The organism is Janthinobacterium sp. GW821-FHT03C10 (assembly GCF_059420865.1).
Map to the genome: position 1 here is coordinate 1,598,802 of NZ_JBWKUN010000001.1, position 16,848 is coordinate 1,615,649.

General features: G+C 63.4%; 19 protein-coding genes. 13 read left to right on the forward strand and 6 right to left on the reverse strand.

Features of this window, described 5'->3' with window-relative positions:
• Positions 1–58: 58 nt before the first annotated feature.
• From AC07VH_RS06860 to gloA, 4 genes are all read left to right on the forward strand, one after another.
• Positions 59–325 carry a hypothetical protein gene (locus AC07VH_RS06860; RefSeq protein ID WP_494788212.1) on the forward strand — a complete coding sequence of 89 codons (267 nt, stop codon included), beginning with the start codon at positions 59–61 and terminating at the stop codon, positions 323–325.
• Between the two features lie 38 nt (positions 326–363).
• Positions 364–1,674, forward strand: a complete 1,311-nt coding sequence (locus AC07VH_RS06865; RefSeq protein ID WP_494788211.1) for a PQQ-dependent sugar dehydrogenase — start codon at positions 364–366, stop codon at positions 1,672–1,674.
• A 101-nt stretch (positions 1,675–1,775) separates the two neighbouring features.
• Positions 1,776–2,198: an OsmC family protein gene (locus tag AC07VH_RS06870; RefSeq protein ID WP_035828320.1), complete on the forward strand. Its 423-nt coding sequence runs from the start codon at positions 1,776–1,778 to the stop codon at positions 2,196–2,198.
• Between the two features lie 125 nt (positions 2,199–2,323).
• The gene (gene gloA / locus AC07VH_RS06875) at positions 2,324–2,731 is read left to right on the forward strand and encodes a lactoylglutathione lyase (protein ID WP_070290874.1); all 408 of its coding nucleotides are present in this window, start codon (positions 2,324–2,326) and stop codon (positions 2,729–2,731) included.
• Between the two features lie 13 nt (positions 2,732–2,744).
• On the opposite strand, the gene AC07VH_RS06880 is transcribed toward gloA, so the two are convergent.
• Complete coding sequence (locus tag AC07VH_RS06880) at positions 2,745–3,650, reverse strand: LysR substrate-binding domain-containing protein (RefSeq protein ID WP_494788210.1); 906 nt, start codon at positions 3,648–3,650, stop codon at positions 2,745–2,747.
• Between the two features lie 84 nt (positions 3,651–3,734).
• Here AC07VH_RS06880 and AC07VH_RS06885 point away from each other — a divergent pair, with 84 nt between their 5' ends.
• A complete protein-coding gene (locus tag AC07VH_RS06885; RefSeq protein WP_475417535.1) occupies positions 3,735–4,202 on the forward strand; it encodes a DMT family transporter in 468 nt (155 codons plus the stop codon).
• A gap of 69 nt (positions 4,203–4,271) precedes the next feature.
• Here the strand turns inward: AC07VH_RS06885 and AC07VH_RS06890 are convergent, their stop codons facing one another.
• The 4 genes from AC07VH_RS06890 to AC07VH_RS06905 form a co-directional block, all read right to left on the reverse strand.
• Positions 4,272–5,612, reverse strand: coding sequence for a TolC family outer membrane protein (locus AC07VH_RS06890; protein WP_475417536.1), 1,341 nt, complete (start codon positions 5,610–5,612; stop codon positions 4,272–4,274).
• 146 nt (positions 5,613–5,758) lie between these two features.
• Complete coding sequence (locus AC07VH_RS06895) at positions 5,759–6,082, reverse strand: rhodanese-like domain-containing protein (protein ID WP_219132534.1); 324 nt, start codon at positions 6,080–6,082, stop codon at positions 5,759–5,761.
• Between the two features lie 13 nt (positions 6,083–6,095).
• Positions 6,096–6,746, reverse strand: a complete 651-nt coding sequence (locus AC07VH_RS06900) for a protein-L-isoaspartate O-methyltransferase family protein (protein ID WP_475417537.1) — start codon at positions 6,744–6,746, stop codon at positions 6,096–6,098.
• Positions 6,747–6,916: 170 nt separating this feature from the next.
• Positions 6,917–7,567 carry a TetR/AcrR family transcriptional regulator gene (locus tag AC07VH_RS06905; protein WP_489629641.1) on the reverse strand — a complete coding sequence of 217 codons (651 nt, stop codon included), beginning with the start codon at positions 7,565–7,567 and terminating at the stop codon, positions 6,917–6,919.
• A 318-nt stretch (positions 7,568–7,885) separates the two neighbouring features.
• On the opposite strand from AC07VH_RS06905, the gene AC07VH_RS06910 reads away from it, so the two are divergent.
• Positions 7,886–8,755: a head GIN domain-containing protein gene (locus AC07VH_RS06910; RefSeq protein ID WP_494788209.1), complete on the forward strand. Its 870-nt coding sequence runs from the start codon at positions 7,886–7,888 to the stop codon at positions 8,753–8,755.
• Between the two features lie 243 nt (positions 8,756–8,998).
• Positions 8,999–9,277: a YkgJ family cysteine cluster protein gene (locus AC07VH_RS06915; RefSeq protein ID WP_494788208.1), complete on the forward strand. Its 279-nt coding sequence runs from the start codon at positions 8,999–9,001 to the stop codon at positions 9,275–9,277.
• Between the two features lie 21 nt (positions 9,278–9,298).
• Here the strand turns inward: AC07VH_RS06915 and AC07VH_RS06920 are convergent, their stop codons facing one another.
• The gene (locus AC07VH_RS06920) at positions 9,299–10,282 is read right to left on the reverse strand and encodes a DUF5655 domain-containing protein (protein WP_494788207.1); all 984 of its coding nucleotides are present in this window, start codon (positions 10,280–10,282) and stop codon (positions 9,299–9,301) included.
• Positions 10,283–10,510: 228 nt separating this feature from the next.
• Between AC07VH_RS06920 and AC07VH_RS06925 the strand changes: the two genes are divergently transcribed.
• The 6 genes from AC07VH_RS06925 to AC07VH_RS06950 all read left to right on the forward strand — a co-directional run bounded on the left by AC07VH_RS06925 (position 10,511) and on the right by AC07VH_RS06950 (position 16,802).
• Positions 10,511–11,281, forward strand: coding sequence for a DeoR/GlpR family DNA-binding transcription regulator (locus tag AC07VH_RS06925; RefSeq protein WP_494788206.1), 771 nt, complete (start codon positions 10,511–10,513; stop codon positions 11,279–11,281).
• Between the two features lie 33 nt (positions 11,282–11,314).
• Positions 11,315–12,463: an MFS transporter gene (locus tag AC07VH_RS06930; RefSeq protein ID WP_489629634.1), complete on the forward strand. Its 1,149-nt coding sequence runs from the start codon at positions 11,315–11,317 to the stop codon at positions 12,461–12,463.
• 156 nt (positions 12,464–12,619) lie between these two features.
• Positions 12,620–13,465 (forward strand): undecaprenyl-diphosphate phosphatase, encoded by an 846-nt coding sequence (locus AC07VH_RS06935; protein ID WP_489629633.1) that lies wholly within the window; start codon positions 12,620–12,622, stop codon positions 13,463–13,465.
• 6 nt (positions 13,466–13,471) lie between these two features.
• Positions 13,472–15,295 (forward strand): DNA helicase RecQ, encoded by a 1,824-nt coding sequence (recQ, locus tag AC07VH_RS06940; RefSeq protein WP_494788205.1) that lies wholly within the window; start codon positions 13,472–13,474, stop codon positions 15,293–15,295.
• Complete coding sequence (locus AC07VH_RS06945) at positions 15,295–15,777, forward strand: hypothetical protein (protein ID WP_494788204.1); 483 nt, start codon at positions 15,295–15,297, stop codon at positions 15,775–15,777. Before recQ ends, AC07VH_RS06945 begins: the two co-directional genes overlap by 1 nt.
• A 44-nt stretch (positions 15,778–15,821) precedes the next feature.
• Entirely contained in the window at positions 15,822–16,802 is a 981-nt protein-coding gene (locus AC07VH_RS06950; protein ID WP_475417871.1) for a LysR family transcriptional regulator, read from the forward strand.
• The last annotated feature ends 46 nt before the right edge of the window (positions 16,803–16,848 follow it).

A 16,848-nucleotide genomic window follows, 5' to 3' on the forward strand; every position in this document is an offset into this window, starting at 1 on the left:
ATGCGCCCTGGTGCGGCAGGAAACTGATTTCACGTCAATTTTTCTGTCAGGAGGCCATATGGTTAACCAGCATAGCGAACGCAAGATCAATACCGATGAAAAGGTGAAAAATGACGGCGTCGACCGCCTGCCGCACGAGCGCGACGAATCGCCCGATGCGCAAAACGTGCGTCCGCGCAAGATCATGCAACAGGCGGCCAGCGACCTGGAACAAGGCCTGGTCGACACGGACCGCCACGCGCAACCGGGCGTGGAAAAGGTCAAGCCCGCCGCGCCGCAGCAAGCCCGTCCCGAAGCGCAACTGGAACCAAAGAAGGCGCGCTGACTCCAACTCTCACGCTGCGATTGTTTTCGGAGTACGCCATGCACCGTTACGTCCGTTCCTTCCTGCTGGCCGCTGTCTGCGGCGCCAATCTCGCCCATGCCCAGGCGCCCGCCATGCCCGTGGGCTTCGGCCCGCAGCCCGTGCTGCCTGCGCCGGACAAGCAGCTGATTCCCACCGTGAACGTGGCGCCCGTGCAGCGCTGGACGGCCGGGCAGCGCCCCGCTGTCGCGGCGGGCCTGGCCATCCAGGCATATGCGCGCGACCTCGACCATCCGCGCTGGCTGTACGTCTTGCCGAATGGCGACGTACTCGTGGCGGAAACGAACGCCCCGCCGAAACCGGAAGATGGCAAGGGCATCAAGGGCGCCATCATGCAGATGCAGATGAAAAAGGCGGGTGCGGCCACGCCCAGCGCCAACCGCATCACCCTGCTGCGCGGCGTCGATGCGAATGGCGTGGCGCAGACGCGCAGCGTGTTCCTGCTGGGACTGAATTCGCCATTCGGCATGGCCCTGGTCGGCAACGAGCTATACATCGCCAATGCCGACGCCTTGATGCGCTTTCCCTACATCAGCGGGCAAACGGCGATCACGGCGCCGGGCGTGAAGGTGATGGATTTACCGGGCGGCCCCATCAATCACCACTGGACCAAGAACGTCGTCGCCAGTCCCGACGGCAAATTTCTCTATGTTGCCGTCGGCTCGAACAGCAACGTGGGCGAAAACGGCATGGCGGCCGAAGATGGCCGCGCCGCCATCTGGCAATTCACGCGGGCCACGGGCAAGGCCCGCGTGTATGCGACGGGCTTGCGCAATCCCGTGGGCCTGGCCTGGCAACCCAGGACGGGCGCGCTGTGGACGGCCGTCAATGAGCGCGACGAGCTGGGCAACGACTTGGTGCCCGACTACATGACGTCCGTCAAGGACGGCGCCTTTTATGGCTGGCCCTACAGTTATTTCGGCCAGCACGTCGATGCGCGGGTCACGCCGCCCCGTCCCGAACTGGTCGCCACGGCGCTTACACCCGACTACGCGCTGGGCGCGCACACGGCCTCGCTGGGACTGGCGTTTTATGACGCCGCCCTGCTGCCCGAACGCTACCGGGGCGGCGCCTTCATCGGCCAGCACGGCTCGTGGAACCGCAAACCCTTCAGCGGCTATAAAGTCATCTTTGTTCCGTTCGCCAATGGCGTGCCCAGCGGCCCTCCGCAGGACGTCGTCGCCGGCTTCCTCGACAAGGCTGGCCATGCGCAGGGACGCCCCGTCGGCGTGGCCGTCGACAAGGCGGGCGCGCTGCTGGTGGCGGACGATGTGGGCAATGTCATCTGGCGCGTCACGCCGGCGCCTTGAATGCATCGACGCCGCGCATGCGCCCCCTGTGTGGCGCAACGAACGGAAGCGCCAGGGTGGGGCGCGCATGATGGATGCTCGAACCACGCAAGGAGTACATCATGAAAAAAACAGGATCAGCCGTCTGGAGTGGCGGCCTTAAGGATGGCAAAGGGTTTATTTCCACCCAAAGCGGCGCGCTCGACAATGTGGCTTATGGTTTCAACACGCGCTTCGAAGACGGTCCCGGCAGCAATCCGGAAGAACTGATCGGCGCGGCCCACGCGGCCTGCTTCACCATGGCCCTGTCCGGCCAACTGGGCGAGGCGGGCTTGCGCGCCACCGCCCTGAAAACCACGGCCGATGTCAGCCTGGAAAAGATCGATGGCAGCTATGCCATCACGGCCGTACACCTGACCCTGGTGGCCACCATTCCCGGCGCCACCGACGAAGCGTTCCAGGATGCGGCCCTGCGCGCCAAGCTCGGCTGCCCCGTATCGAAGCTGCTGGCCACGGAAATCACGCTGGACGCTCATCTGGAGTAAATCCGGAGGCACTAACCTCACCGTCCGCGTCTGTCCTGCCACCAGGGCAGCCGGGGCGGTCTCGGCAAGAAAGCCGTAAAACGCATAGAATCCTGCCATTCCCCTATTCATATCAAGGATTTACGATGCGTATTTTGCACACCATGTTGCGGGTCGGCGATCTGCAGCGCTCCATCGATTTTTACACGAACGTCCTGGGCATGAAGCTGCTGCGCACCAGCGACAATCCTGAATATCAGTACACCCTGGCCTTCGTCGGCTATGGCGCGAACCCGGACCATGCGGAACTGGAGCTGACGTATAACTATGGCACCACCAGCTACGAGCTGGGCACGGCGTACGGCCACATCGCCATCTCGGCCGACGACATCGTCGCCGCCTGCGACGCGGCACGCGCGAATGGCGGCAACGTCACGCGCGAACCGGGTCCCGTGAAAGGCGGCAACACGGTCATCGCCTTCATCACCGATCCGGACGGCTACAAGATCGAATTGATCGAACGCAAGTTCGACGGCCAGGGCGGCGGCCTGTAATTCCTCAGCCTGGCTACGCGGCCGTTGCAATGGCCGCGCGCAGCCAGGCGATGCCCGCATCGCCGTCCGTGCGGCGGTGCCGTATCGCTTCAAACGCAAACGGTGCGATGGCAAACGGCGCGGAGCACAGCGTCAGCCCTTGCGCGGCGCTGCCCTGCACGGCGCGCCGCGCCACCGTCAGGATCAAATCCGTCCCCATCACCACCTCCGGTGCGACCGTCCAGTACGGCACGCGTACGGCGATGCGGCGCGCCTGCCCCAGCTGCGCCAGCGCCGCATCGACTTCGGCCGCCATGCCGCCTTCGCCGGACGCCACCAGCACGTGGGGGCGCGCCAGATAGGTCTGCAAGCTCAAGGACTCGCCCGGCGCCAGGCTGGCCGGATCGAGCGCGCACACGAACGTTTCCTCGAATAAGGTTTCCCTGTGCAACTGCTCGGGCAGTTGCGGGAACACGCCCAGCGCCAGGTCGATGTCGCCATCCTGCACGCCAGCCACCACGGCTTGGCGGCTGGCATAGCTGACGGCCACGTCGATGCCGGGCGCTTCCACGCGCAAACGCCGCAGCAAAGCGGGCAAGATCAGCGCCGCGCCGTAATCCGACATGGCCAGGCGAAACACGCGCTGCGCCGTGGCCGCTTCGAAGACGGCGCCGCCCAGCACCGAGCGCACGCTCTGCAAGGCTTCAGCCAGGGGCCGCGCCAGCGCCAGGGCGCGCGCAGTCGGCTGGAAACCGCCCTTGCCGCGCAGCAGCAGCGGATCGTCGAGCAGATGGCGCAGGCGCGCCAGCGCATGGCTGACGGCAGGCTGGCTCATGTGCAGGCGTTCGGCCGCGCGCGACAAATGGCGCTCGCTCAGCAGCGCGTCCAGGATCACCAGCAAGTTCAAATCGACGGCACGCAGATTATTCGTTTGGCGCATAGTTGGATGACAAACTACGAATTGGTTTTAATCATGACAGCATAATACGATGATGCCATCAACTCAATACTCAGGGAGTCGCACATGAACGGATGGATCACCTTGTTTGCCCCGCTGGCCATGCTGGCCGGAGCCGTCGTCCCCTTCCAGGCGGGCGCGAATGCGGCGCTGGGCCGCAACCTGGGCCACCCGCTGTGGGCCACGCTCGCCTCGCTGGCCGTCAGCGCAGTGCTTGCTTTACTGGTGATGCTGGCCTGGCGGGTGCCTGCGCCCGATCTCCACCTCGCCATGCGTGGACCGGGCTGGTCCTGGCTCGGCGGCGCGGCCGGCGTGTTTTATATTACGGCCGCGCTGATGCTGGCCCCGCGCATGGGTTCCGGCCCCTTCATGGCGGCCGTCATCGGCGGGCAGATGCTGGCCGCGCTGGCCATCGACCGCTACGGCTTGCTGGGTTTTACCGTGAAGCATATTTCTCCGCTGCACTGGGCCGGCGCTGGACTGGTGGTGGCTGGTGTCGTGCTGACACAGTTCGCCAACAGCCGCGCCGCGTGACAAGACCGCCAGACGAAAAAAAACCAGCGCCGCTGCCGGGGCTGGTTTTCATGTAGAGCAAGAGCGCGCTTACTTGTCGAGCAAGGCATTGACGGGCATCAAGTCCGTTTCCTTCAGGGTGCCGGCCGCCGCCTTCAGGCGCAGGCCGTTCATGATGGTGTCGTAGCGGGCTTTCGACAGGTCTTTTTGCGTCGAGAACAATTGTTTCTGCGCGTTCAAGACGTCGATATTGATGCGCACGCCCACTTGATAGCCGAGCTGGTTCGACTCCAGCGCCGACTTGCTCGACACTTCCGCCGCTTCCAGCGCCTTGACTTGCGCCAGGCCGCTATTGACGCCCAGGAAGGCCTGGCGCGCGCCTTGCGATGCCGCGCGGCGTGCCGTTTCCAGGTCGTTGCGGGCCTTGTTTTCCAGCGCGATCGATTCGCGCACCTTGCTCGTCACGGCAAAGCCGCTGAAGATGGGGATGCTCCACTGCACGCCGATGGCGTTGTTGTTATTGCCGCTGCCATTGCCGCCACCCGAGGTGTAGGTATGGCCCGCGTTGGCGATCAGGTCCAGCGTCGGGTAGTGGCCGGCACGGTTGCGGCCGATGTCGCGCTTGGCCGATTCCACGTTGAACTGGGCCGTGACGACACTGTAGTTCTGCTCTTCCGCCGAGCTCACCCACGGTTCGATGGCAGCCGGTTCCGGCGCGCTGATGACCACGCCCGCGCGCATCGGCGCCAGCGAGGTCGGCGCTTCGCCGATGATGGTTTGCAGGGCGCTGCGCTTGTTGGCCAGGTCATTGATGGCGGCAAATTCCTGCGCCACCACCAGGTCGTAGGCCGCTTGCGCTTCGTGCGTGTCGGTAATCGTTTGCGTGCCGACTTCGAAGTTGCGCTTGGCCGATGCCAGCTGCTCCGTCGTGGCGACTTTTTGCGCCTGCGTGGCGCCCAGGTTGTCCTGTGCGCTCAGCACGTCGAAATACGCCTGCGCCACGCGCGTGATCAAGTCTTGCTGAACTTGCGCAAATTGCGCTTCAGCAATCGCCTGCGCCAGCTTGCTTTGCTGGTAGGTTTCCCAGCGGTCCCAGCGGAACAGCGGCTGCGCCAGGGTCAGGTTGTAGCTGTTCGTGCGCACGTTCACGGACGGCGAGGTGATCTTGTTGCCGCCCGCGTTCTGCAGAATCTGCTCCTGGTTGCCACGCGTATTGCTGCCCGACGCGGAGATTTGCGGCAGCAAGCCTGCCAGCCCCTGCGGCACCCGCTCCATCCCGGCAGACAGGGCCGCGCGCGCACTGGCGTACTGCGCGTCATTGGCCAGCGCCTGCTGGTACACCTGGATGAGATCGGCCGCCTGTGCTTGCAGCGAGCATGTCATCGAGACAAAGGCGCTGGTCATCAGCACGGCGATAAGGGGTTTCCGCATTGCATTTCTCCGTTGGAGTCGTCAAAAGTTGATGGAATCAAAAATCGGTTACAGCCTGCCTGGCGGCCGCGCCGGCAGGAGCGGGGTACAGGCCTCCGCAGGCATGCAGCAAAACATGCCTGGAAGTGCATCTACTGCGAATTAACTTAGTATTTCGGCATGGCGCTGTCGACTTGCAGCGCCCAGGCATGCACGCCGCCCGTCAAATTACTGATCTTGCCAAAACCATTGCGTTCCAGGAAGGCCGCCACTTGCATGCTGCGCATGCCGTGATGGCAGATGCAGACGATCTCGGCGTCTTCATCGAGGTCATCGATGCGCGCAGGAATCGAGTTCATCTGCATCAAGGTGGCACCGTCGAGGTGGCACAGGTCGAACTCCCACTGTTCCCGCACGTCCAGCAAAACAGGACGGGGGCGGGAAGGGTCAGCCAGCCAGGCGGCCAGCTGCGGTGCACTCAAATGCTCCATCGAATCGGTCGCCTCAGAACTGGAAATGCGACGGCGCCACGGCTTGCAGCGGCGGGACATTGGTTTCAAACAGCTTGCGCGTGTCGTAGGCCTTGTCCGAGCTGCGCGTGATCAAATGCGCCGACATGATCGGCGCTTCGCCGATGATGGCCAGGATGCGGCCGCCGACTTTGACTTGTTGCAACAACGCTTCCGGCAGCACGGCCAGGGCGCCGGACACGACGATCACGTCGTATGGCGCACCCTTGCTCCAGCCCTGGGCGCCGTCGCCCAGTTCCACGGTCACGTTGGTCACGCCGTTGGCAGCCAGGTTCTGCTCGGCCAGGGTTTTCAATTGGGGAACGATTTCCACGCTCGTCACGTGACGCGCCTTGTGCGCCAGCAAAGCGGCCATGTAGCCGCTGCCGGTGCCGATTTCCAGCACATTTTCATGCTTCTTGACGGCTACGTCCTGCAAAATGCGCGCTTCCAGCTTTGGCGTGAACATGCATTCGCCGCCGCCCAGTGGAATTTCGGTGTCGACGAAGGCCAGGTTTTTATAGGCGGCGGGCACGAAATCTTCACGCTTGACCACGTTCAACAACTCCAGCACGTCGATATCCAGTACGTCCCATGGACGGATCTGCTGTTCGATCATATTGAAGCGGGCTTGTTCGATATTCATCTTTGGACTCGGTAAGTGAAGTAATAATCCGCCATTTTATCGTTGAACTGGCTGAAAGCACATGTTAACCATAAAGGCGGGGAATGGAGGAAATTTGCGACGATCTGCAGATTTGGGGGGGCGAACCTTGGAAAAGGGGTAACTGAACGGTAGTAGCCAGGCCCGGTGCATCAGCTTTTCCCGGGCGCCTCCGCCTGCAGGCTGCGTACGCTCATGTCGATAAAGGCGTCCATATAGGCGAGCGGGTCGATATTCTTGACCTCGCACGGCACGAAGGAGTGCGTCCACATCATGAGCATGGTGACGGGCGCGCTGAGGATGGTGCTGACCAGCACGGGATCGATCTGGCGGAATTCGCCGCGCTGCATGCCCCGTTCCAGCAGGCTGACGATCAGCGCATTGCCGCGCGTGACGACTTCTTCGTTGTAAAACTGCGCCAGTTCCGGGAAATTGTTCGCTTCGGCCAGCATCAGCTTGGTCAATCCGGCCAGTTTGGTGGCGCCGAATTCTTCCCACCACTGCATCATCACCTTGCGCAACAATTCAGCGCTGGTGCTGTCCGAAGCGGCCATGCTGTCTTCCGCCTCGCCGATCGACTGCACGATATTGTCGCGCACCACGGCCTTGAACAGCTCTTGCTTATTCTCAAAGTACAGGTACAGGGTGCCTTTCGACACGCCGGCCCGCTTGGCCACATCCTCCAGGCGCGTCGATGCGAAGCCCCGTTCGACAAACAGGTCGAGGGCGGCGGCGAGCAGTTCCTGCGGGCGGGCATCCTTGCGCCGCTCCCAGCGGGGCTTGGTATCAATCGGGGCTTGCATGTATCTTTCCAAATAACTTACTTTTGAGTCATTAATAGTAGCCCTGTCTATCGGCAAGGTCAAGCGCGGAGCATCGCCCGGAACGCCGAACACGGGTATTGTACGCTCCGTGCCGGCGTTGGCGACACCTCCTCTGGCACCTGCCCCATGGCGCTGGGTGAACCAGAATGCGTTTCAGCCCCCGTTTTGCGCAGTTCATCGCATTGGCGTTCAGCAATGACAGGCGCTTTGCTATCTTGGCATCGACAGCACGGCAGCCGCGGCGCGGCAGCCGGCTTATTTCTTGTCCTGACCTAAAACAATCATAAAGGAAACACCATGCGTACCTTGCTGGCCCTGTGCTGTGCCGTTGCCCTCGGCGGTTGCGCCATCGTCATCAATCCCAACGATGGCGAAGTGCGCCATGCCGATTCGGGCGGCAATGCCATCCAGGGCAACGAGCAAATGAGCCGCGACGTGCGCCAGGTCGGCAACATCAACACGCTCGACATCGACAGCATGAAGCGCATCGATATGAAAATCGACGTGCGCGTGGGGCCGGCAACGTCCCTGGTGATCGAAGCGGACAGCAACCTGCAGCCGCGCATCCATAGCGAAGTGAGCGGCAATACCCTGCGCATCTGGAGTGACAGCAACATTCGCAGCAGCAATGGCATCCACGTCATCTACACAACGCCGCAATTGAGGAGGATCACCATTTCCGGCTCGGGCCGCCTGGTGGCCAGCGGTTTCAATGGCGACGATTTCAGCCTGGAGCAGCGCGGTGCGATGAAGAGCGAATTGTCGGGCACGGTGGGGCGCCTCGACGTGGCCAACAATGGCTCGGGCAGCATCAACGCGGCCGCCCTCGCCAGCGGCAACACGGACGCGGTGCAAAACGGTTCGGGCAGCATCCAGCTGGGCAGCGTACGCGGCGAACGCATCAACGTAGCCGTCAACGGCTCGGGCAGCATCAGCGCCAGCGGCGCCGTGCAGCGCCTCGACGCCAACGTGAATGGCTCGGGCGACATCAACCTGGCCGCGTTGCGCAGCGACGTTGCCTATCTGGCGAGCAACGGTTCCGGCGACATCGACGTCACCGTCCAGAATGAAGTCAACGCCCGCGCCAGCGGTTCCGGCCGCATCACCGTGCATGGCGACCCGGCCCGCCGCACCCTGTCGGGCAAGCGCGTCAGCATCGTGCGCTAAGTAATCCTCGGGAAATTAGTGTGAATTTATGACGAACAGAACCGGATGCTATGCAAGGCGCTCGCTGCGACGCAGTGCGGGCACTGCTAGCAGTGAGCAAGCCTCGTCGGCCACCTTGCAGAGCGCCGGTTATAGCAGTCAGAAATCACAATAATTTATTGGGGGTTACTTAGACGCGCCCTGGCGACGCACGGGAGCCGGCTTGCTATACTGTCGGCTCCTCACCCGCTCGCCTGAAATCCCATGTCACCATCTGCCCCCCTGGCATGCCGTCCATCGTGCGGCGCCTGCTGCACCGCACCGTCCATCACCAGCCCGATTCCTGGCATGCCGGATGGAAAACCTGCGGGCGTGCGCTGCGTGCAGCTGGCCGACGACAACCGCTGCAAGATCTTCGGCCGGCCGGAGCGGCCCGCGTTTTGCGGCGGCTTGCAGCCGTCCGAAGAGATGTGTGGCAACAGCCGCGAACATGCTATCCAGTGGCTAGCCGAGCTGGAACGGGCAACGGCACCGCACAACTGATGCTCGTGCAGCCGCCCTTGGCTACGGTTTCACGCCAGGCTGACCTGCATACGCGGCATAAATGAACGGCTTTGCCGCATCCAATTCCGCGAGCGTGCCGATGCTGATCTCCAGGTTGCCCGTGCCCCAATGCCCGATGGCGGTGACGTCGCGCGCTTTCGGCAGGACGTGCAATACAGGGGCCGGATCGAGGTGTAAATACAGCACCAGGCAACTCTTCTTGTGTATCACCACCGTCGCGAAGTTCTTCAGCCGTTTGAACGCCAGATACAAGCGCAGCTCTTTACGTTCAACATCATCACCCAGCGACATCGTGTAATCTTCCAGCGAGGCCAACAACTGGCGCATGGGTTCCGACAGACCTGCCAGCACGTCGACAAATGCTCTGTCTGGTCCCGTTGGCTTGTTCGTGCCCACGCCCTCGGCTCCGGCAGCCATGGTTTCCTGCTTGCCGGGCGCCGATGTCTGCCGTTTGGCGAGGCCTTTCTTGCTTGCCTGATCCGTGCCGGCGCTTGCGGACTCCAGGAGCAGCAGATCCTCTGCAAATCGGCGGTAGCGGATCAGTTCGATCGTCCGGCCGATCTGCTGGACAGCATGGCTATCGAACTTGGTAAAGTCAGCCGCAATGCAAATCACCCGCGGCGCGCTCCAATCGATGGATTCCGATGCAAGCTTGCCTAGCTTGTCGAGGACCAGCAGTTGAAAGTCGGCCTGATGGTCCATCAACCAGTCCAGGTAATACAAGCCTTGATTGATGACATTTTCACCAACCGAGCGTTTGTACTCAAGAATGACGGGGCAATTGTTCTCATCCAATCCAAGCGAATCGATGCGACCGGCGTGCGTCTTGCCGGTTGAATATTCGCTCGCCAGAAAACGGATACTCAGCAAAGTATCGAGGTTTGCCTCAATCAAGGTCTGCAATGGTTTTTCCAGATCCGATGCGCTGCCTTGCAGTTCCTGGGCCTGGCCATGGGCCAACTTGAAAAGTTTAATGTCGCTCATCCGTCTGTTTCCCTTATTCCTCGGCAAGCAAATACCAAGGTGCATCAAGATATCGGCGATGAGCATAAACGTAAATTTATCTTTTTTGCAAATTCATTTACAGCGGCGATACTGTGGATCCCCCCGCCCACTCTGATTCTGAGCACCATGCCTACCTCAGGTAAACGTTGACGGATTTTGCACGTTTGCGTATATTCATGCACATTCCTGCACGTTTTAATCTAAACCATGTCCGCCACCCTGCTCCTCAAACAACGCCACGCGCTGATCCAGCAACAATTGCATGCCGACGGCCGCGTGCTGGCGCTGGACCTGGCGCGCCAGCTTGACGTGTCCGAAGACACGATACGGCGCGACCTGCGCGAAATGGCGGCGGCCGGCCTGTGCCAGCGCGTGTATGGCGGCGCCCTGCCGCTGGCGCCCGACGGCGGCACCTTGACGCAGCGCAAGCAGGAAGCGCCGGAGCGCAAGGCGCGCCTGGCGCAGGCCGCCGTGTCGCTCGTGCGCGCGGGCCAGGTGCTGTTTCTCGATGCGGGCTCGACCAACCTGGCTATCGCCAGCGCCTTGCCTGAGTTGGCGCTCACTGTCATCACCAATGCCCCCGCGATCGCCATGGCGCTCATGGAACGTCCCGAGATCGAGCTGATCATGGCTGGCGGCCGGGTCGACCGCCGTGCCGGCGCCAGCCTGGGGCCGCAGGCGCTGCGCACGGTCGAACGCATGCATCCCGACCTGTGCTTCCTCGGTGCCTGCGGTGCCGATGCGGACGCGGGCGTGACGGCGTTCAACTACGACGAGGCCGAGTTCAAACGCAGCATCGCCGGCGCCAGCAAGGCCGTCGTCGTGGCCGTCACCAGCGACAAGCTGGGCACGGCCGCGCCCTTCGGCGTGCTGGCCACGGGCTTGCTGCAGCACCTGGTGCTGGAAGCCGATGCCGACTCTGCCCATGTGGCCGCCTTTGAACGGCTGGGCGTGCAAGTGTTGCGCGCCCGCGCCTGATCTTATCCACCCCGACTCTTGAAAAGCTCCCCCATGCATCTCACCGGCACCCTGCAACAACGCGCCACCCGCCTGGTCTTCTTCGCCGCCGGCCTCGGCATGGCCGCCTGGGCCCCGCTGGTCCCCTACGCCAAGTCGCGCCTGGGCCTCGATGAAGCGACGCTCGGCGTCTTGCTGCTGTGCCTGGGCGCCGGCTCGCTGTGCGCGATGCCGTTTACGGGCATGCTGACGGCACGCTTCGGCTGCCGCAAGGTCATCGCCGCCGCAGGTCTGCTGCTGACGGCCATCCTGCCCGGCCTGGCGCTGGCCGCCAGCCCGCTGCAACTGGGCATGGTGCTGCTGGTGTTCGGCGCGGCCATGGGCACCTTCGACGTGGCCATCAATATCCAGGCCGTAATCATCGAAAAAGCCAATGGCGGCGCGATGATGTCGGGCTTTCATGCCCTGTTCAGCGTGGGCGGCTTCGCCGGCGCCGCCTGCATGGCGCTGCTGCTGTGGCTGGGCCTGACGCCGGCCTGGTCGTGTGGCGTGGTGATGCTGCTGCTGTGCGGCGTGCTGGGTGCGGCGCAAGGCCACTTGCTGCCGACCGCCTCGGCTTCCGGCGAAAAGACGCCGCTGTTCGTCATGCCGCACGGCGCCGTCATTTTCATCGGCTTGCTGTGCTTTATCGTCTTCCTGGCCGAAGGCGCGATTCTCGACTGGAGCGCCCTGTTCCTGACCACCACGCGCGGCGTGGAGGAAGCCAAGGGCGGCCTCGGCTACGCCGCCTTCGCCATCGCCATGACGATAGGCCGTTTCACGGGCGACAAGGTGGTCAGCCGCTTTGGCGGCAAGCGCGTGCTTACTTTCGGCGGCTTGTGCGCGGCCAGTGGCTTCTTCCTGGCCGTGCTGGCGCCGCACGCCAGCCTGGCCATGGCCGGCTTCGTGCTGATCGGCCTGGGTGCGGCAAACATCGTGCCCATCCTGTTTACGGCGGCGGGCAACCAGCATGCGATGCCGGCCAGCCTGGCCGTGGCGGCCATCACCACCATCGGCTATGCGGGCATCCTGGCCGGACCGGCCGTGATCGGCTTCGTGGCGCACGCCACCAGTCTGAATATCGCCTTCGCCATGCTGGGCGCCGCCCTGCTGCTGGTGGCCGCCAGCGCGCGCCTGGTGGCGCCGGCAAAACAGGCATCCTGATCGTCCCTCCCGCCTGTCGGACGGCGCTAAAAAAGCGCCGCCCGACAGCGTCCAAATAAGGTCCGCAGGCCTGCGGCGTGGTAAGCTTCGACCCCGCGCACATTGCTGGCGCCAGGCGGTCACCCCATCCTGTCAATTACACCCTTGTATACATCTATGGATCTCATTCTTGCGTTAAAAGCCATCATCATGGGGCTGGTCGAAGGTTTCACCGAATTCTTGCCGATTTCGTCCACGGGACATCTGATCCTGGCCGGCAGCCTGCTCGACTTTACCAAGGATGTCTCGAAAGAGGTCATGGATGTCTTCGAGATCGCCATCCAGGCCGGCGCCATCCTGGCCGTGTGCTGGGAATACCGCCAGCGCATCGGCAGCGTGCTGACCACCTTCGGCAGCGAAGCTAAATCGCGCAAGTTCGTGCTGAACGTGGCCATCGCCTTCCTGCCGCTGGCCATCATCGGCTTAGGCGTAGGCAAGATGATCAAGCATGCGCTGTTCAAGCCTGTACCGGTCGCCATGGCCTTCATCATCGGCGGTATCGTGATTTTGCTGGTCGAGCGCCGCGCGCGCACCAACCCCGTCACCGTGCGCGTCAATTCGGTCGATGAAATGACGCCGTTCGACGCCCTGAAGGTGGGCTGCGCGCAGGCGTTCGCGCTGATTCCCGGCACCAGCCGTTCCGGCTCGACCATCATCGGCGGCATGCTGCTGGGCCTGTCGCGCAAGACGGCCACCGAATTCTCGTTCTTCCTGGCCATCCCCACCCTGCTGGCGGCCACCTTCTACTCGCTGTACAAAGCGCGCGACATCCTGTCGGCCACCGACGTGCCCCTGTTCGGCCTGGGCACCGTGTCCGCCTTCATCTCCGCCTTCCTGTGCGTGCGCTGGCTGCTGCGCTATATCAGCTCGCACGACTTCACGTTTTTTGCCTGGTACCGCATCGTGTTCGGCCTGCTGGTGTTGGCCAGCGCCCACTACGGCTGGGTTGTTTGGGCAGAATAAGGCACTATGAATCAAGATCTTAACCAGCGCGCGCTGCACCTGCTGCAAACCGTTTTCGGCTACCCGGCCTTCCGCGGCCAGCAGGCCGACATCGTCGACCACGTCAGCCATGGCGGCGACGCGCTGGTATTGATGCCCACGGGCGGCGGCAAGTCGCTGTGCTACCAGATTCCCGCGCTGCTGCGCGATGGCGTGGGCGTCGTCGTCTCGCCGCTGATCGCGCTGATGCAGGACCAGGTCGACGCGCTGGAAGAGGTCGGCGTGCGCGCCGCCTTCCTCAATTCCACGCAAACCTACGAAGAAGCGAGCCGCATCGAGCGCCTGGTGCGCACGGGCGGCATCGACGTCGTCTACGTGGCGCCCGAGCGCCTGATGACGCAGCGCTGCCTGGACCTGTTCCAGGCCTCGAAGATCGCCCTGTTCGCCATCGACGAGGCGCATTGCGTGGCCCAGTGGGGCCACGACTTCCGTCCCGAATACATCAAGCTGTCGGTGCTGCACGAGCAGTTCCCGGACGTGCCGCGCATCGCGCTCACGGCCACGGCCGACCCGCAGACGCGCGCCGAAATCGCCCTGCGCCTGCAGCTGGAAGACGCGCGCCAGTTCGTCTCGTCCTTCGACCGTCCGAACATCCGCTACCAGATCGTGGAAAAGGCCAACGGCCGCAAGCAGCTGCTCGACTTCATCAACACGGAACACGCGGGCGACTGCGGCATCGTGTACTGCCTGTCGCGCAAAAAGGTCGAAGAGACGGCGGAGTTTTTGAACCAGAGCGGCATCCGCGCCCTGCCCTATCACGCCGGCATGGAGTACGCCAAGCGCAGCGCCAACCAGGCGCGCTTCCTGCGCGAAGAAAACATCGTCATGGTCGCCACCATCGCCTTCGGCATGGGCATCGACAAGCCCGACGTGCGCTTCGTGGCGCATCTGGATCTGCCAAAAAGCATCGAGGGCTATTACCAGGAAACGGGGCGCGCGGGCCGCGACGGCATGGCCGCCAACGCCTGGATGGCGTACGGCTTGCAGGACGTGGTGCTGCAGCGGCGCATGATCGACGAATCCGAAGCGGACGACACCTTCAAGCGCGTGCTGGGCGTCAAACTCGACGCCATGCTGGGCCTGTGCGAAACGCTCAGCTGCCGCCGTATGCGCCTGCTCGAATACTTCGGCGAACCGGCTTCGCCGTGCGGCAATTGCGACACCTGCCTGGTGCCGCCCGTGTCGTTCGACGGCACCGTGCCCGTGCAAAAACTGCTGTCGGCCATCTACCGCGTCGACCAGCGCTTCGCCGGCGGCCACGTGATCGACGTGCTGCGCGGCGTGGAGTCCGAACGCATCAAGACCTGGCACCACGATTCCCTGTCCGTCTTCGGCATCGGCTCGGACCTGGGCGAAGCGGAATGGAAATCGATTTTGCGCCAGGCCATCGCGCTGGGCCTCGTCTCGGTCGACCATGAACAATACAGCTCGCTGAAACTGACGGACGCCTCGCGCCCCGTGCTCAAGGGCGGCCAGAAGGTGCAGCTGCGCCAATACCAGAAACCGGTGAAGACCAGCAAGCGCAGCACCAGCGTGGCGAAGGGCTATGTCGAGACGGATTTGTCCACCAGCGAGCAGGCGCTCTTCGACAAGCTGCGCTGGTGGCGCGTGGAAACGGCGCGCACGCACAACGTGCCCGCCTACGTGATTTTCGTCGACGCCACCCTGCGCGAAATCGCCAAGGCCAAACCCACCTCGCTCGAGCAGATGCGCGGCGTGAGCGGCGTGGGCGAGAAAAAACTGGCCTCGTACGGCGACGAAATCGTCGCCATGATCCTGGAGATGATTTGATGGAAGCACTCTCGTCCGACCTGATCTATCAGGCCGTGAAAATCCTCGGCGCCCAGCCTGACGCAGAAGACGCGGTGGAAGCGCAAGTACGTGTCCTGGTGCGGGACGAGCTCACCGTGCGCCGCCTGGCCGACGTGGTGCCTGAAGCCTTCGGCCTGGTGCTGGCGGCGCACCTTCCCGGCGCCGACAACATGACCCTGCCCGACACGTTCCGCGCGCAGGACGAGGACGGCGAATGGGTGGAGTTCCCCCTGCGCCGCGAACCGATCTTTGTCGTCGCCGCGGATATCGCCCAGCATACCTTCCACAACGGCCCGCGCGCCCTGATAAAAAATCTCGCCGACCGCAGCTCCTTGCTGTCGGCCATCAACAAGGCACTGAACGCGGGCGGCTCGCTCGATGGCACGACCCTGGGTCCGCCGTCCTTCTTCGGCCTGCCCGCCGCCCTGTACCAGCCGGCGGCCGCCCCCGATACGCCCTGACCACGCCACCTAGCCCCTGCCCTTGATAAGAGAACGCCGCCGCGATGGAAACCAAATGGCTGGAAGACTTCATCTCGCTCGCTGAAACGCATAATTTCAGCCGTTCCGCGGCCCTGCGCCACGTCACCCAGCCGGCATTCTCGCGGCGCATCCAGTCGCTGGAAAACTGGCTCGGCATCGACCTGGTCGACCGCACCTCGTATCCCACGCGCCTGACGCCGGCCGGCGCCGTGTTCTACGAGCAGGCGCTGGAAATGCTGGGGCAGATCAACGGCGTGCGCGCCCTGTTGCGCGGCAAGCGCGCGGCCACGCAAACGAGCGTCGATTTCGCCGTGCCGCACACCCTGTCGCTGACCTTCATGCCGAAGTGGCTGACGGCGCTGGAAGAAGGTTTCGCGCCCATCAACAGCCGCCTGATGGCGCTGAACGTGCACGACGCCGTGCTGCAACTGGTCGACGGCGGCTGCGACCTGCTGCTGTGCTATCACCATCCGCGCCAGCCGGTGCAGCTGGACCCGGGCCGCTACGACATGCTGGTGATGGGCCGCGAAACCCTGCGTGCGTATGCGCGCTGCGGCCAGGACAAGGTGCCGGACTTCGTCCTGCCGGGCAGCGCCAAGGAGCCGCTGCCCTTCCTTTCCTACACCAGCAACGCCTACCTGGGGCGCATGGTGGAACTGCTGCTGGCCGATGCCAAGGCGCCCCTGTTCCTGGAAACCTGCTACGAAACGGACATGGCCGAAGGCTTGAAAATGATGGCGCTGGAAGGACGCGGCATCGCCTTCCTGCCCGAATCGGCCGTCATGCGCGACGTCAAATACAAGCACCTGGCGCGCGCCGACGGCGGCGCGCCAGGCTGGGAAATCGAGCTGGAAATCCGCTTGTACCGCGAACGCCCCTCCAGCCTGCGCCCCGGCAAGCAGATCGTCGAAAGCCTGTGGCAATACCTGGTGCAGTCGCAGGAAAGCGCCGCGCGCGGCGGAAAAAAACGCCGGCGCGCAGCCTTCACCGCAATTCCATCCTGACCCCCAATCTATGCAATAAATGCATAACCGGATGCGCACAAAGCAT

Bases quoted from the DNA above. Each gene is read 5' to 3' on its own strand.
- gloA (WP_070290874.1), top strand. From the start codon at position 2,324: ATGCGTATTTTGCACACCATGTTGCGGGTCGGCGATCTGCAGCGCTCC.
- AC07VH_RS06860 (WP_494788212.1), top strand. From the start codon at position 59: ATGGTTAACCAGCATAGCGAACGCAAGATCAATACCGATGAAAAGGTG.
- AC07VH_RS06865 (WP_494788211.1), top strand. From the start codon at position 364: ATGCACCGTTACGTCCGTTCCTTCCTGCTGGCCGCTGTCTGCGGCGCC.
- AC07VH_RS06900 (WP_475417537.1), bottom strand. From the start codon at position 6,746: ATGAATATCGAACAAGCCCGCTTCAATATGATCGAACAGCAGATCCGT.
- AC07VH_RS06945 (WP_494788204.1), top strand. From the start codon at position 15,295: ATGGAAGCACTCTCGTCCGACCTGATCTATCAGGCCGTGAAAATCCTC.
- recQ (WP_494788205.1), top strand. From the start codon at position 13,472: ATGAATCAAGATCTTAACCAGCGCGCGCTGCACCTGCTGCAAACCGTT.
- AC07VH_RS06920 (WP_494788207.1), bottom strand. From the start codon at position 10,282: ATGAGCGACATTAAACTTTTCAAGTTGGCCCATGGCCAGGCCCAGGAA.
- AC07VH_RS06870 (WP_035828320.1), top strand. From the start codon at position 1,776: ATGAAAAAAACAGGATCAGCCGTCTGGAGTGGCGGCCTTAAGGATGGC.
- AC07VH_RS06890 (WP_475417536.1), bottom strand. From the start codon at position 5,612: ATGCGGAAACCCCTTATCGCCGTGCTGATGACCAGCGCCTTTGTCTCG.
- AC07VH_RS06950 (WP_475417871.1), top strand. From the start codon at position 15,822: ATGGAAACCAAATGGCTGGAAGACTTCATCTCGCTCGCTGAAACGCAT.
- AC07VH_RS06935 (WP_489629633.1), top strand. From the start codon at position 12,620: ATGGATCTCATTCTTGCGTTAAAAGCCATCATCATGGGGCTGGTCGAA.
- AC07VH_RS06915 (WP_494788208.1), top strand. From the start codon at position 8,999: ATGTCACCATCTGCCCCCCTGGCATGCCGTCCATCGTGCGGCGCCTGC.
- AC07VH_RS06885 (WP_475417535.1), top strand. From the start codon at position 3,735: ATGAACGGATGGATCACCTTGTTTGCCCCGCTGGCCATGCTGGCCGGA.
- AC07VH_RS06910 (WP_494788209.1), top strand. From the start codon at position 7,886: ATGCGTACCTTGCTGGCCCTGTGCTGTGCCGTTGCCCTCGGCGGTTGC.
- AC07VH_RS06905 (WP_489629641.1), bottom strand. From the start codon at position 7,567: ATGCAAGCCCCGATTGATACCAAGCCCCGCTGGGAGCGGCGCAAGGAT.
- AC07VH_RS06895 (WP_219132534.1), bottom strand. From the start codon at position 6,082: ATGGAGCATTTGAGTGCACCGCAGCTGGCCGCCTGGCTGGCTGACCCT.
- AC07VH_RS06930 (WP_489629634.1), top strand. From the start codon at position 11,315: ATGCATCTCACCGGCACCCTGCAACAACGCGCCACCCGCCTGGTCTTC.
- AC07VH_RS06925 (WP_494788206.1), top strand. From the start codon at position 10,511: ATGTCCGCCACCCTGCTCCTCAAACAACGCCACGCGCTGATCCAGCAA.
- AC07VH_RS06880 (WP_494788210.1), bottom strand. From the start codon at position 3,650: ATGCGCCAAACGAATAATCTGCGTGCCGTCGATTTGAACTTGCTGGTG.